The 13,810-nt window shown below is 59.9% G+C and carries 9 protein-coding genes; 3 read left to right on the plus strand and 6 right to left on the minus strand.

Annotated features, from left to right (window positions below):
* Nucleotides 1-16 precede the first annotated feature (16 nt).
* Complete coding sequence (rmf, locus tag TMS3_RS24635; RefSeq protein ID WP_083491746.1) at nucleotides 17-232, minus strand: ribosome modulation factor; 216 nt, start codon at nucleotides 230-232, stop codon at nucleotides 17-19.
* Between the two features lie 427 nt (nucleotides 233-659).
* Here rmf and rlmKL point away from each other — a divergent pair, with 427 nt between their 5' ends.
* The gene (gene rlmKL, locus TMS3_RS12305) at nucleotides 660-2,933 is read left to right on the plus strand and encodes a bifunctional 23S rRNA (guanine(2069)-N(7))-methyltransferase RlmK/23S rRNA (guanine(2445)-N(2))-methyltransferase RlmL (protein ID WP_025165581.1); all 2,274 of its coding nucleotides are present in this window, start codon (nucleotides 660-662) and stop codon (nucleotides 2,931-2,933) included.
* A gap of 77 nt (nucleotides 2,934-3,010) precedes the next feature.
* Here rlmKL and dacB read toward each other — a convergent pair whose 3' ends face one another.
* Nucleotides 3,011-4,453 carry a D-alanyl-D-alanine carboxypeptidase/D-alanyl-D-alanine endopeptidase gene (gene dacB / locus TMS3_RS12310; protein ID WP_025165582.1) on the minus strand — a complete coding sequence of 481 codons (1,443 nt, stop codon included), beginning with the start codon at nucleotides 4,451-4,453 and terminating at the stop codon, nucleotides 3,011-3,013.
* A gap of 236 nt (nucleotides 4,454-4,689) precedes the next feature.
* Here dacB and TMS3_RS12315 point away from each other — a divergent pair, with 236 nt between their 5' ends.
* Nucleotides 4,690-5,031, plus strand: a complete 342-nt coding sequence (locus tag TMS3_RS12315) for a YggL family protein (protein WP_025165583.1) — start codon at nucleotides 4,690-4,692, stop codon at nucleotides 5,029-5,031.
* A gap of 106 nt (nucleotides 5,032-5,137) precedes the next feature.
* Here TMS3_RS12315 and TMS3_RS12320 read toward each other — a convergent pair whose 3' ends face one another.
* The 3 genes from TMS3_RS12320 to TMS3_RS12330 form a co-directional block, all read right to left on the minus strand.
* Complete coding sequence (locus tag TMS3_RS12320) at nucleotides 5,138-8,095, minus strand: HD domain-containing phosphohydrolase (RefSeq protein WP_025165584.1); 2,958 nt, start codon at nucleotides 8,093-8,095, stop codon at nucleotides 5,138-5,140.
* Nucleotides 8,096-8,245: 150 nt separating this feature from the next.
* Entirely contained in the window at nucleotides 8,246-9,304 is a 1,059-nt protein-coding gene (locus TMS3_RS12325; RefSeq protein ID WP_025165585.1) for an FUSC family protein, read from the minus strand.
* A gap of 265 nt (nucleotides 9,305-9,569) precedes the next feature.
* The gene (locus tag TMS3_RS12330) at nucleotides 9,570-10,901 is read right to left on the minus strand and encodes a deoxyguanosinetriphosphate triphosphohydrolase (protein ID WP_025165586.1); all 1,332 of its coding nucleotides are present in this window, start codon (nucleotides 10,899-10,901) and stop codon (nucleotides 9,570-9,572) included.
* A gap of 313 nt (nucleotides 10,902-11,214) precedes the next feature.
* Between TMS3_RS12330 and TMS3_RS12335 the strand changes: the two genes are divergently transcribed.
* Nucleotides 11,215-11,592 (plus strand): DoxX family protein, encoded by a 378-nt coding sequence (locus TMS3_RS12335; RefSeq protein ID WP_025165587.1) that lies wholly within the window; start codon nucleotides 11,215-11,217, stop codon nucleotides 11,590-11,592.
* A gap of 150 nt (nucleotides 11,593-11,742) precedes the next feature.
* Here TMS3_RS12335 and TMS3_RS12340 read toward each other — a convergent pair whose 3' ends face one another.
* On the minus strand, nucleotides 11,743-12,714 hold the full coding sequence (locus TMS3_RS12340) for an IS110 family RNA-guided transposase (protein WP_025165588.1): 972 nt from the start codon (nucleotides 12,712-12,714) through the stop codon (nucleotides 11,743-11,745).
* Nucleotides 12,715-13,810 lie beyond the last annotated feature (1,096 nt).

Genomic DNA, 13,810 nt, shown 5'->3' on the forward strand with positions numbered 1-13,810 from the left:
TCAGTAGGTTCCTTGTTCAGCCGACAGCGTGAAGTTCGTTGAGTCGATGGATACCGGCGGTGCCGGTCATGCCGTCCCAGTTGTCACCGCGACCTTCGCGCCAGCCGTTTAACCAGGCTTGGCGAACGGACGGAAGAGTGAAAGGACACATTTCGCGGGATTTACCACTGATGCCGTATTGATAGCCGCGCAAAAAAGCTTTGTCTAACGGGTCACGCTTAAGTCTTCTCATAGGGTGTTGCCCTCACTTGTTGACTGTTATGTCCCTTAGACCTCGTGGCGAGGTCAGGCAGAAAGTATCTGCCATCGGTGTTCGCTGCCGGCGTCGCGAACCTCCTGTGCCCTCGCCCTTGCGGCGACGGCCTAGGTAGATTTCTATCGAATGCTTGAGTGCCTGTGAATGATCGTTTTGTCATAAAGGCGCAATGCTTTTGAGGGTGTGGCCATAAGGCGGGTCAGGAAATGCACCGCTTTTGCAGACGGGCACTGACGTCATGGGCGTTTGCGCTGTGTGTGCTGGTGTTATGCCATCGCGAATAACTCGCGATTGTGAGTATTGTTTATTCCGACGAAGGGTCGCGCTGCGACTTTTTGTCACTTATTTTGGCTGTGTTGATTGCTCTTCACGCCGCTTATTGCCTTAGGCACTGGATATTCCCATGTCGGATCGTTACGAACTCTTTCTCACTTGCCCCAAAGGCCTGGAAGGCTTGCTGCTCGAGGAAGCCAGCAACCTGGGGCTCGAGGAGGCGCGCGAACATACTTCCGCCATCCGCGGCATGGCCACGATGGAGACTGCCTACCGGCTGTGTCTGTGGTCGCGTCTGGCCAACCGCGTGTTGCTGGTGCTCAAGCGCTTCTCGGTACAGGACGCCGAAACGCTCTATGAAGGCGTGCTGGAAGTGGACTGGTTTGAACATCTGCAGCCTGCCGGTAGCCTGGCAGTGGAGTTCAGTGGTCATGGCTCGGGCATCGACAACACCCATTTCGGTGCGCTGAAAGTCAAGGACGCAATCGTCGACAAGCTGCGCCAGGCCGATGGTACGCGTCCGTCGATTGACAAGCTCAACCCGGATCTGCGCATTCACCTGCGCCTGGATCGCGGCGAGGCGATTCTGTCACTGGACCTCTCCGGGCACAGCCTGCATCAGCGTGGCTATCGCCTGCAGCAAGGCGCTGCGCCGCTCAAGGAAAACCTCGCTGCGGCAGTGCTGATTCGCGCCGGCTGGCCACGTATTGCCGCCGAAGGTGGCGCGCTGGCCGACCCCATGTGCGGTGTGGGCACCTTTCTGGTGGAGGCGGCGATGATCGCTGCTGACATCGCGCCGAACCTCACCCGCGAGCAGTGGGGCTTCAGTAACTGGCTGGGTCATGTGCCGGCCCTGTGGAAAAAACTGCATGCCGAGGCCAAGCAGCGCGAGGCCGAAGGCCTGGCCAAGCCGCCGTTATGGATTCGTGGCTATGAAGCCGACCCGCGGCTGATTCAGCCGGCGCGCAACAACATCGATCGCGCCGGGCTGAGCCACTGGATCAAGGTGTACCAGGGTGAAGTGGCGACCTTCGAACCGCGCCCGGATCAGAACCAGAAAGGCCTGGTGATCTGCAATCCACCTTATGGCGAGCGGCTTGGCGATGAGGCCAGCCTGCTGTACCTCTACCAGAACCTCGGCGAACGTCTGCGCCAGGCCTGTATGGGTTGGGAGGCGGCGGTGTTCACCGGCGCGCCCGATCTGGGCAAGCGCATGGGCATTCGCAGCCACAAACAGTACGCCTTCTGGAACGGCGCCTTGCCGTGCAAGTTGTTGCTGATCAAGGTGCAGCCGGAGCAGTTCGTCACCGGCGAGCGCCGTACGCCGGAGCAACGCGAGCGTGAGCGCGAGCAGGCTGAAGCCGCCAAGGCGCCGCTGGAGCCGCAAGAGCGTCAGTACAATAAGAACGGCAATCCGCTCAAGCCGGCGCCGGCGCCGGCCCCAGTCGTCGAGCAGGCGCGCCTGAGCGAAGGTGGGCAGATGTTCGCCAACCGCCTGCAGAAGAACCTCAAGCAGTTGGGCAAGTGGGCGCGGCGCGAGGGCGTTGAGTGCTACCGGCTGTATGACGCCGATATGCCGGAGTACGCCCTGGCGATCGATCTCTATGAAGACTGGGTACACGTGCAGGAGTACGCTGCGCCCAAGTCAATCGACCCGGAAAAGGCCCAGGCGCGCTTGTTCGATGCTCTGGCGGCGATCCCGCAGGCGCTGAATGTCGACAAGAGCAAGGTGATCATCAAGCGCCGCGAGCGCCAGGCAGGCACCAAGCAATACCAGCGCCAGGCCACTCAGGGGCAATTCATGGAGGTGAACGAGGGCGGCGCCAAGCTGCTGGTCAACCTCACCGATTACCTCGACACCGGGTTGTTCCTCGATCACCGACCGTTGCGTTTGCGTATCCAGCGTGAGGCCGCCGGTAAGCGCTTCCTCAATCTGTATTGCTATACCGCTACCGCGACTGTGCATGCGGCCAAGGGCGGGGCGCGCAGTACCACCAGTGTCGATCTGTCGAAGACCTATCTGGACTGGGCGCGACGCAACCTGTCGCTCAATGGCTTCTCCGACAAGAACAAGCTGGAGCAGGGCGATGTGATGACCTGGCTGGCGGAAGATCGCGGCGAGTACGAGTTGATCTTCATCGACCCGCCGACGTTCTCGAACTCCAAGCGTATGGAGGGCGTGTTCGACGTGCAGCGCGACCACGTGCAATTGCTCGACTTGGCCATGGCGCGCCTGGCCCCGGGCGGCGTGCTGTACTTCTCCAACAACTTCCGCAAGTTCCTGCTCGATGAGGGGCTGGCGACGCGTTATGCGGTGGAGGAGATCAGCGCTTCGACCCTGGATCCGGATTTCGCCCGCAACCCGAAAATCCATCGGGCCTGGCGACTGACCTCGCGCGGCTGATCTGGTTTGTGTAGGAGCGGCCTTGGCCGCGATTGAGTCTGTAGCTCATCGCCGCCAAGGTCGCTCCTACACGTTCGTTAGCGGGTTTTGGGCTGGCGATACAGGTCGATTAGTACCTGGTCGAGAATCGATGAGGCGCCCCAGGGCTTGGGATCGTTGAGAATCGCCACCACGGCCCAGCTATTGCCATTGCTGTCGCGGCTGAAACCGGCGATGGCGCGCACATTGTTCAGCGTACCGGTTTTGATGTGCGCCTCGCCGACCAGGGCGGTGCGCTGCAGGCGTTTGCGCATGGTACCGTCCATCGCCACCAGTGGCAGGGAGCTGATGAATTCGGCTGCATAGGGGCCTTTCCAGGCCAGTTGCAGGATCTTCGCCATCTCCCGGGCGCTGAGACGCTCGGCGCGGGACAAACCCGAGCCGTTCTCCATCACCAGTTGTGAGGCGGTGATGCCTTTGCGCGCCAACCAAGCGCGGATCACCCGCTGTGCGGCCTTGGCATCGTCGCCGTCGGCTTCGTTGCGAAAGCGCGCGCCGAGGCTCAGGAACAACTGTCGAGCCATGGTGTTGTTACTGTATTTATTGATGTCGCGGATGATCTCCACCAGGTCCGGGGAGAAGGCGCGGGCGAGCAGGCGGGCGTTCTTCGGGACTTCGGCCATGCGGTCCTTGCCGAGGATGCTGCCCCCCAGCTCCTGCCAGATTGCCCTGACAGTGCCGGCGGCATAGCTCGGGTGATCGAGCAGCGACAGGTAAGTCTGCGCGCTGCAGCCCGCCGCCAGCTTGCCGGTGACGATCACCGTGGTGCCGTCGAACTGTTTCACCGGGTTGTAACGCACGTCCGGCCAACCCGGACATTTGCCGGCTTTCAGTGATGTGACTCGGTTGTCGATGCGAATATTGGCAATCGGTGGTTCGGCGGCGATGTGCACGGTGCCCGCCTCGTTGCGCGCGATAAAGCGCAGGGCCTTGAGATTGACCAGTAGGGCGTCGGGGGTGACCAGGAAAGGTTTGTTGGAGTCACCGCCGTCATCATTGAAGGTAGGCAGTTCGGGCTGGTTGAAATGGCTGCGGTCGAGAATCAGGTCGCCCGTCACCTGGCGTACGCCATTGGCGCGCAGGTCACGCAGCAGCAACCAGAGCTTCTCCATGTTCAGCTTGGGGTCACCGCCCCCTTTGAGGAACAGGTTGCCGTGTAGTACGTCGCCTTTCAGTGTGCCGTCGGTGTAAAACTCGGTTTTCCACTGGTAAGTAGGGCCGAGCAGTTCCAGTGCGGCATAAGTGGTCACCAGCTTCATGGTCGAAGCCGGGTTGACTGAAATATCGGCATTGAAAAAGGTGCTGTTGCCCGGGCCGTTGAGCGGCAGGGTAACCAATGACAGCGACCTGGAGTTGATCTTGTTGGCTTTCAGCGCCTGCTGCACTTTGCTGGGCAAACTGCTGTCGACGGCGGCGTTGAGGGGCAGGGCGAGCGGCAGTAGCAAGCCGGCAATAGCCAGTTGGCGCAGGGTTTTGATCATGGGGCAGGTACCCTCCAGGCGAGGGCTGAAAAGGACACGCGGCTTAGGCGCAAAGTCCCACAGCGGTTTGGCAGATTGTTGCGCATTATGCCCGAAGGCCAAGGCGCCAGGGCGGCTCTACGACCAGCGTGCGCTAGTTATTTATTGGCCGCTGATGGCTCAGCTAACAGAGAGTCGGGCATGTCGAGCGCTAAACTGCTAAAGTGCCGCGCGTTATCACTCTTGAGGATTGTTTCATGGCTACCAACCGTTCCCGCCGTCTGCGCAAAAAACTCTGCGTGGATGAATTCCAAGAGCTGGGTTTTGAGCTGAACCTGAACTTTAAAGAGGACCTGACTGACGAGGCCGTTGATGCATTCCTCGATCAGTTCCTCAGCGACGCCATGACGGCCAACGGCCTGGGTTATGTCGGTGGCGATGACTACGGCCTGGTGTGCCTGGCCAAGCGCGGCTCGGTCAACGACGAGCAGCGTGCTGCTGTCGAGGCCTGGCTGAAGGGCCGCAGCGAGCTGGTCGACTTCAATGTCAGCCCGTTGATGGATGTCTGGTACCCGGAAGCTCAGGTCAACCCGGCCTGATGTCCGCCGGCAGGGCATGCGCAACGCATGCCCTGCCGCTGTTTAGCCCCGCTATCGCTGCATCACCCTGCACTTCTTTATCGTCCCGCCATAAGATCCTGCAGACCTAGTCCACCAGTCCGGCTTTCTTCAGCACGCTGTGTTCATCCACTGCATCGATTTGCTGCGCCTGCATAAAACGTTCGGCGTAACGTTGATAGATTTTCGCGCGCACGAACAAGGCAAACAGCTCGGGGTCGATGTGCGCGCCTTTGCACATGTTCGCCATGAGGTTGAGTGACTCGGAGAGCAGTTTGCCTTTTTTGTAGGGCCGGTCCGCTGCTGTCAGCGCCTCGAAGATATCGGCAATCGCCATCATCCTGGCCGGCAGGCTCATCTGTTCGCGACGCAGACCTTTTGGATAGCCCGAGCCGTCCATCTTCTCGTGATGGCCGCCAGCGATCTCCGCGACATGCCGCAAGTGCTCGGGGAAGGGCAGGCGACTGAGCATCAGGATGGTCTGCACGATGTGGTGGTTGATGATGTAGCGTTCCTCGGTTGTCAGGGTGCCGTAGCTGATGCTCAGGTTGTACAGCTCGCCGCGGTTGAACTTGTGCTGCGGCACCTGCAACTTGAAGCCCCAGGGATTGTTCTCGGGAATGAGCTCGGCAGCTGGGCGTTCGAACAGGTGTTCGGGGCGGTCGGCCAGCAGCGGTTCGCTGACCGGTAGGCTCGGTGCTGGCTGTCGGGCTTGGCGCTGGGCTTCTTCCCATGACACGCCGAGGCGGTCATCCAGAGTGCGCATCCAGGTGCGTTTGGCGATCTGTTGCAGGCGCGTCAGATCGGCGTCAGCCATGGTTTCGCCGCCCAGGTTGCTGCGCGCGACGAAGGCGAACTCCTCATCCAGGGTCGTCAGCAATTCATCGCGCAGGGCGGCCAATGATTCCTCGGCGCCTCCTTGCGCGCAGCCACGCCAGTAGGCGATCCAGGCGTCGCGTTTGAGGACCTCGAAACGGGTGCGCACTTCATGAATACGATCATAGAGGGTCTCCAGCTTGGTCGCCTTGTCCACTACGTATTCGGGGGTGGTGACTTTGCCGCAATCATGTAACCAGGCGGCGATATGCAGGGCTTCCCATTCTTCGGCGCTGGGCTGGTAGTCGTGAAAGGCTGGCTCGTCACTGTCAGCCGCCGCGTGAGCGAGCATCAGAGTGATTTCCGGCACACGCTGGCAGTGACCGCCGGTGTAAGGACTCTTGGCGTCGATGGCACCGGCGACAAGTTGGATGATGGCATCGAGCAGGCGTTTCTGCCGCTCCAGCAAGCGCTGGCTTTCGATGCACAACGCGGCGACGCCGGAGACCGCCTCGATGAAGGCCAGGCGTTCGGGGCGTTGGATCACCAGGTCGGATTCTTCGCCCGTGTCGCAGTGCAGCAATACCAGCACACCAACGGTGTCGCCTTGGCGATGGTGCAGGCCGGTCGAGATCACATGTACGCGGGCACAGTCGAGGGCTTGTAGCAGACGCTGGTACTCACCGGCCTGATCGAAACCAATAGTGGTGACCGTGCTCTTGCCGCCGCTTGCCGGCTGTTGCAGCCAGTCGGGCAGTGGCTGACCCTCTTTTTCGTAGGCGGAGATGCCGTGCCGCGCAAGGCTGTGTTGTTTGCCATTGAGGATCAGCGCCTGTGGCGCCAAGCGTCCGCTTTCGGCGTCGACCAGGTAAATCAAGCCGCCTTGCGCCTGGCTGATGCCCACGGTTTCCTCCAGGACCCGTTTGAGCAGGGCATCGAAGCGGGTTTCGGCCGACAGACTGGCGGCGATCTCCAGGAAGCTGGCGATGGTCTCTTTCATCCGGGTCATGGACTCGGCCAGCTGGTCGACTTCCAGCACCGGTGAATGACCGCTGGCGGGGTAGTTAAAGTCGAAGCGGCGGATCGCCTCGGATTCCAGCACCAGTCCACGCAGGGGCCTGACGATGATGCGCGAGGCCAGCCAGCCCAGCGGCAGGCACAGCAGCAGAATGCTCAGGGTGACTAGCGCGCTTTGCCAGCGGATGCGATAAGCGTCAGCCAACAGCTCTTCTTCCGGCACCAGTAAGGCCAGATACAAACCCTGGGGGCCGCCCTCCTGCAAGTGGCTGAGCGACGTCACCCAACGCTTCTTGCGCAGTTGTATGACCCGCTGCTGTGGACCGGCCAGGCCATCCGCCAGCAGTGCGTCCAGCGCCGGGCTGAGGTCACGCGCTGGGACCTGATGAGGGCTGTCGTTGTGCTGCACCAGACGCGTGCTGTCGGGATAGGCCACGGCATTGCCCGCGGGGTCGAACAGGATGACTTGGCTGTTGGCGGTGACCTGGTGTTGCGCCAGGGTGGCGGAAAGATCGACCAGGGTCAGGTCGGCGCCCAGTACGGTCTTGTCATTGCTGTGCAACGCGATGGTGGTGCCCACTTCTCTGCTGGAGAAAAATACATACGGGGCCGTGGTGTAGTGCTCGTCGCTGAGCAGCGCGCTGTTGTACCAGGGGCGAGCGCGTGGGTCGTAAGACTCCTTGAGGTTCTGGCGCCAGCTGAGCAACTGCAGGTTGTCGTCGAAGAACAGGTACTCGGAGTCTGGGCGTGCCTGGCCCAAACGGTTGATGCTCCATACCTGGAATGCTGCATTGGCTGGCGCGTCGAAGGCTTTCTTGAGCGCTTCGCTGCGTAGCGGGCGAACCATAAAGAAGTCGCCGTCCTCATAGCCGAGGTACAACGAGGCGAGCTTGGGATTGTCGCGTAGGGCCTGGGCGAGCAGGGGGAGCAGCTGCATGCGTTCATGGCGATCGAGACCGTGAATGCGCTCGCCGTGGCTCAGCAAGCTGAGCAGGTTACGAATCGGTTGGTAGGTATGCTCGATATCCCGCTGCACATCCTGCTGGATGCGTTCGAACAGCTTGGCGCTGCTGGAAAAGATGATCTGTGAGGTCTGCTGGTAGTTAAACAGCCCCAGCGCCACACCGGTCAGCAGCAACAGTAAGGTAAACAGAACGCTGATATGGACGTGGAGTGGGAATCGGCGAGTGCGGGGCCGAGTGCTGATGGGCATAGCGCGTCACTCCATGGATTGCGCTGTGGTCCCAGGAAGCATAGTGAACGGACGGCAAAGCTGCCGACTAAAAAGCGATTTCGGATAGATGAGTTACTAGTCTGTACCACCAAGCCGCCAGCGGGTTGCGCTATGCCTATTGGCTCAGGGCTACCGCTGGAGGGCCGTCCGGCGCTTCGCACGCTTATCCAGCAACTGGCGCAGGCCGTGCATCAGCAGGGCAACAAACAACACCAGGACTACACCTATCAGGGCATTGAGCAGGCGTACTTCGGCTAGATTCCAGTCGTGCGACAGGCTTTCGGCGAGCAGGACGAAGATCAGGGTGGTTTGCATCACGAACAGGCCATAGTGATTGGCCTGTACCGCCCGACTGAGTGCGATCAACGGCAGTAGACTGGCGACCAGCAGCGCTGGGTTTTGCAGGCTATGGCCGAACAAGATCAACAGTCCAGCGGCGCCGAAGCTGGCCAGGCTCGATTGCAGGGCGCGTACCAGGCTGCCCTGAAACTCCAGCTGCAATGTGGTGACCACGGTCAAGGTCAACCAATAGCCACGCTGCAGTCCCGTCAGGTTGACGATCAGACCGGCAAGCGAAAAGGCCAGGGTGCAGCCCAGCGCATGCAGGCGCCACTGCCGCTGCTGTAGACGCTTGGCGTGACGTTTCAACACTTTGAGGATGCTGATGAAGCGCGGCATGTACGGCCACATGCGCAGGCCGTGCATACCTCGCAGGCCAAATGCCAACAGCATTACCCAGAGCCCGCCGAGGATGAACAACATCGCCACTGCATAGGGGTTATGTAGATTGCCGAGTCCCTGCTGGCCTTGGCCCAGGCACAAACAGACTGCAAGGCCGAGGCCCAGCTTAGCGGACTCGGTGCCGAAGCGTTGCAGCCAGGCCAGCAGGAAGCCGAAGGCAGCGAACAGACATAGGCTGATCAGCGGCTGGTTTGCCGCCCAGAAGCCCAATCCGGCGCTGCAGGCGCCAAGGCCAATGAGTAGCAACATGCGCAGCATGCCGAAACGGTGTAATGGGTTGGCTTGAGCGGCTAGAAACGCACCGGCCGAGGCCCACAAAAAACCCGAGTGGGCACTGAACAGGCCGAGCAGCAAGGGCAGGGCGCAGCCGAAACCTGCCACCATTGCCGGTCCCCAGGCGAGTGGACCGGCATGCCAGGTCAGGGTTTGTCGCAGGATACTTTTCATCGCTTAGAGCCTATCCGTACTGTGCTATGCATCACTGATGCTGCGATAAAAATGGCTATGGGCACCACCTTGCCCGCCCCCTCGTAGGGTGGGTTAGCCGTAGACGTAACCCACCATCCCTGCTGAACGCGCAGCTGCTAGGTAGCACTGTTGTGAGCCGTGTCCGTCGCGGCCCCGCTGGTGGGTTACGCCGCTTCGCGGCTAACCCATCCTACAAAAGCTGCGGCTCGGCGCTACAGATCATGGGTGCATAGCCCTTCATTCGTTACATCGGACTCGAACGCCCCGTCATTTCACGTGCCATTTCAGTAGCGTAGCTGTCGGTCATGCCGGCGATGAAGTCGATCATGCGCAGGAATGAGTGGTGCAACGGCCAGCTCGGGTCCGGCGCGTTGTTGCCGAGCAGGTCAAGAATGCGTCGGTGCTTGAACGATGGCGTGCGTCCGCCGTGTTGCTCCAGAGCCGCGCCGCAAAAGGCGTTGAGGAGAATTTCCAGGGTGGTGTAGGCGCCGATCTCATGCAGGGTTTTACGTTTGTCCTGGAAAATTTTCTCCCGGGCCATGGCTTTGGCGCTTTGTACGCAGCGCTTGGCCGGGCCATGCATGTGTTCGACCAGGTCGCCCTGCAGAGTGCCGGCGAGCAGCGCGTCTTGCTGTTCGACAAAGGCATGGGCGGCGGCGTTGGTCAGGTGTTCGATGGCCTTGCCGCGCAGGATCGCCAGCTTGCGCCGCTTGGAGTCTTGCGGGCCGAGTTGGCGATAGGTTTCCGGCAGGTCATCACCGACCAGGCCGAGCAGCAGGGATTCGACTTCGCTGTAGTCGAGCAGCTCCATTTCCAGGCCGTCTTCCAGGTCGATCAGGCCATAGCAAATATCGTCCGCCGCCTCCATCAGATACACCAGGGGATGGCGCGCCCAGCGCTGCTCTTCGATTTGCGGCAGGCCGAGTTTGTGGGCGATCTGCTCGAGCAGCGGCAGCTCACTCTGGTAGCAGCCGAACTTGTGCTTCTTGTAGCCGAGCGCCTCGGCGTGGCGGGCGGTCCAGGGATATTTCAAGTAGGTGCCGAGGGTCGCGTAGGTCAACCGCGTGCCGCCATCGAACTGGTGATATTCCAACTGGGTGAGCACCCGAAAGCCCTGAGCATTGCCCTCGAAGCTGAGAAAGTCATTGCGCTCGGTATCGCTCATCGCATCCAGCCAGCCGCGTCCGGCGGCCTGCTGAAACCAGTGGCGAATCGCATCCTCGCCCGAATGACCAAACGGCGGGTTGCCGATGTCATGGGCCAGACACGCCGATTGCACGACCATGCCCAGGTCGCTGGGCTCACACCAGTCGGGCAGGTCCGCGCGAATCATCTCGCCGACGCGCATGCCCAGCGAGCGGCCGACACAACTGACCTCCAGCGAGTGGGTCAGGCGCGTGTGGATATGGTCGTTGCTCGATACCGGATGCACCTGAGTCTTGCGTCCCAGGCGGCGAAAGGCGCCGGAAAAGATGATGCGGTCGTGATCTTTATGAAACGGGGTGCGGCCCAGTTCGTCGACGCTGTGCGCCGGTTTACCGAGTCGTTCGCGGTTAAGCAGTGTTTGCCAGTCCAAGGCCAGTCCTCGCCATTCAGTGGCTGATGGGCCTAGCTTCGGGGTTCGCGCGATGGGCCGCAAGCCCCAACAACGCGTCTTGCGGCGGGGTGTGCCGAGGCGCCGCTGAGATGACAGCTAATCTGGCCTGAAGTGGCGAGGCCTGTTGGCCGTTGCTAAGGTCAAACCAGAGCGCGAATGGAAGCATCCCGCCAGTATTGGGGCATGTTTCACGAGTTGCAGGTTTCCCGCTCAGACGCCCCTCGGGGCCACTCGGTGAGTGAGTTCAATGCTAAACGCTGGATGAAGCAGTTTTCTCTCAACAGGAGGTTCTATGAATAATGCAATCGTCTTGATCGCGCGGCTGATGCTTGCCCATATGTTTGTGTTGGCCGGAGTGGGCAAGATCACAGGTTATGCCGGAACGCAGGGTTACATGGAGAGCATGGGTGTGCCTGGTGCACTGTTACCCCTGGTGATCTTGTTGGAGCTTGGGGGGGGGCTGGCGCTGATTATCGGGTTTTTGACGCGCTGGGTTGCATTGGCACTTGCCGCGTTCTGCGTGGCGTCGGCGGTGATCTTTCATATGAACTGGAGCGATCAAATGCAGATGATCATGTTCATGAAGAACGTGGCTCTGGCGGGCGGTTTCCTGCTGCTCTACGTGCAAGGTGCTGGCGCCTACAGTGTGGACGCGCAGCGCGGCAAGTAAGTGTTTGCCAGCGACGCTAGGTGCCTGTGGTGCTTGGCGTCGCTGGGTTCTTGATGGATCTCCGCAACAACTGTCCCCCCAACTCAGACGTCAGTACAAACAAGGCACTGGTTGGCAAACGCAGCCACCTTGTAGATACCGTCTTGCCCCTCAGCGGGCAAGGGCCTTTTTGACATCAAATGGCTCACCTGATTTGAGCACCCCATAGGCGATGTGAAGCAGTTTGCGCATCGCCGCACAGACGATCTGCTTGCCGGCCTTTCCCCGGGCTTGCAGGCGCTCCTTCAGGGCTTTGATCGCCGGGTTGTGGATCATCGCCGCGACCGCAGGCATGTACAGCCCGGAGCGCAGGCGGGCGGAGCCCATGCGAGAGATAGACACATGGCCTTTGTGTTTGCCGGAGTCCTGCAGCTTCGGATTCAGCCCAGCAAACGCGGTGATCGCCCGATCACTCTTGAACCCCAAGGGGTCGCCCAACTCGGCCAGTAGCAAGGCCGCCGTCTTATCGCCGATACCGTCGATGCTGACCAGTAGATCGCGTTTGGCGCGCAAGTCCGGATCGTTGTCGATGTGATCCTGGATCGCCTTCAGGGTATCGGCAATCTGCTCCTGGACATGCTGCAGCACTGAGCGGATAGAGCTCTGAACGCTGGCGTCCGAAACCTCTAGGCGATTGAGCTCCATCTGCTCGATCTCCTTGAGGTCTTCCAGTCGACGTACCAGCGCTCGCAACCGCCGCGCGGCCAGCGGTTCGGGTTGCCAGGCCCGCAGCTTGTCCAGGTGCCGCTGGCCATAGTCGGCAATCAATTTGGCGTCGACTCGATCCGTCTTGACCCGCTGTAACTGGCTCTGGGCGTAGCTGGCGATCTGCGCAGGATTCATGACGCACACGCGGTAACCCAGTTGGTGCAGGTACTCCGCCAAGGCCTCGTGGTAGACCCCGGTGGCTTCCATCACGACCCAAGCGCTCGGCTCGGCGTATTTGCTCAGCCACTGTTGGAGCGTCTGAAACCCCGCCGCCGCATTGCTCAACTTGCTCTTGGTGCGGAATTTGCCATTGGCTTGCAGGGTGGCAATATCGAAGCTGTGCTTGGCGATATCGATGCCAACGATACTGGACATGAGCTCTCCTTCATCGATTGATAGCGATCATCACTGCACCCTGCCCAACCTTGTGAATGCGGGCTCTTACCGAGGGTAGGCCCTAGATACCGTTCGGACTTTGCGAGTGAGTGTGGAGGGCCGGAGCACTATCTACGAAACAGGCTCGTGGCCTGAGGCTGGGTACGTCTTCCAGGCTCTCCCCCGATGATCAGTCGGGGACTATCGCCTCTTTGGGAAGCAATAGTCGAGATACAAGGCTGGGTTAGCGGCGCATGCCAGCGTGGTTCAGGCACTACATTTTCCGAACGCCGGGTAACCCAGCACGGCGTCGGTACTGGCGCAGCCAATACCGGGTTACGCCGCGCCAGATACGGCTGTTTGAGTGAGCAACCGCGCACGCGTCTAACTCAGCCTACGGGACTGTAGGCAGCCACCTGCAATGGCATCTGAATAACAAGTCACTCATCAGCCTAGGCAATCCCCCGATGTTTAGCGCTCGGCATAAATAGAGTTAAGGCCACTCGAGTCGGCTCGCTTATGCGTACAAATCGATCAATCAGACCCACTTGTTTCACTAATAAGTCGACGTATCGACTTCCAGCGCTATTAACCCTGCCGAAAGTAGTGAGAGTGTCGGATTTAGTTGGGTGTTTGTGAAATTTTCGTTAGTTATTCGTGAATTTTTTGTCAGTAAAATGTGAAAAATTCGTTATTTTCTTTTATTAAAAAATAAATTTATTTATCAATAACTTATAGTTGCTAGATTAGTTTCTTGTTTTTAATGGTTGATATATTGACAGGTCCTTCTGCCGGTACTTTATTCAAGGCGTGAGTGATTGCTGGTGAAGCATATTGCGCAGGAGAGGGCGCAGTGGCTTATGCCAGCCACCGACGGAAGAGACACACAATGAACAGTGTTTCGCGTCACCTGAAAGCACAGCTTTCATTGCTAGGGCATTTCTTCGATCCACAACTCCGTGGACCACCCTATGCCTGAGGCTCAACGCCGAACTTGTTTCGGCGTTGATGGGATAAAGCCAAACCATGTTGGGCGCTGATCAGCACAGGCTATCGGTGTAGAGAGCGTTTGGCCCTATTCCTGGCACTCGTCACT

Source organism: Pseudomonas taeanensis MS-3 (assembly GCF_000498575.2).
Classification (GTDB): Bacteria; Pseudomonadota; Gammaproteobacteria; order Pseudomonadales; family Pseudomonadaceae; genus Aquipseudomonas; species Aquipseudomonas taeanensis.

Bases quoted from the DNA above. Each gene is read 5' to 3' on its own strand.
- TMS3_RS12335 (WP_025165587.1), top strand. From the start codon at position 11,215: ATGAATAATGCAATCGTCTTGATCGCGCGGCTGATGCTTGCCCATATG.
- dacB (WP_025165582.1), bottom strand. From the start codon at position 4,453: ATGATCAAAACCCTGCGCCAACTGGCTATTGCCGGCTTGCTACTGCCG.
- TMS3_RS12320 (WP_025165584.1), bottom strand. From the start codon at position 8,095: ATGCCCATCAGCACTCGGCCCCGCACTCGCCGATTCCCACTCCACGTC.
- rlmKL (WP_025165581.1), top strand. From the start codon at position 660: ATGTCGGATCGTTACGAACTCTTTCTCACTTGCCCCAAAGGCCTGGAA.
- TMS3_RS12315 (WP_025165583.1), top strand. From the start codon at position 4,690: ATGGCTACCAACCGTTCCCGCCGTCTGCGCAAAAAACTCTGCGTGGAT.
- TMS3_RS12325 (WP_025165585.1), bottom strand. From the start codon at position 9,304: ATGAAAAGTATCCTGCGACAAACCCTGACCTGGCATGCCGGTCCACTC.
- TMS3_RS12340 (WP_025165588.1), bottom strand. From the start codon at position 12,714: ATGTCCAGTATCGTTGGCATCGATATCGCCAAGCACAGCTTCGATATT.
- rmf (WP_083491746.1), bottom strand. From the start codon at position 232: ATGAGAAGACTTAAGCGTGACCCGTTAGACAAAGCTTTTTTGCGCGGC.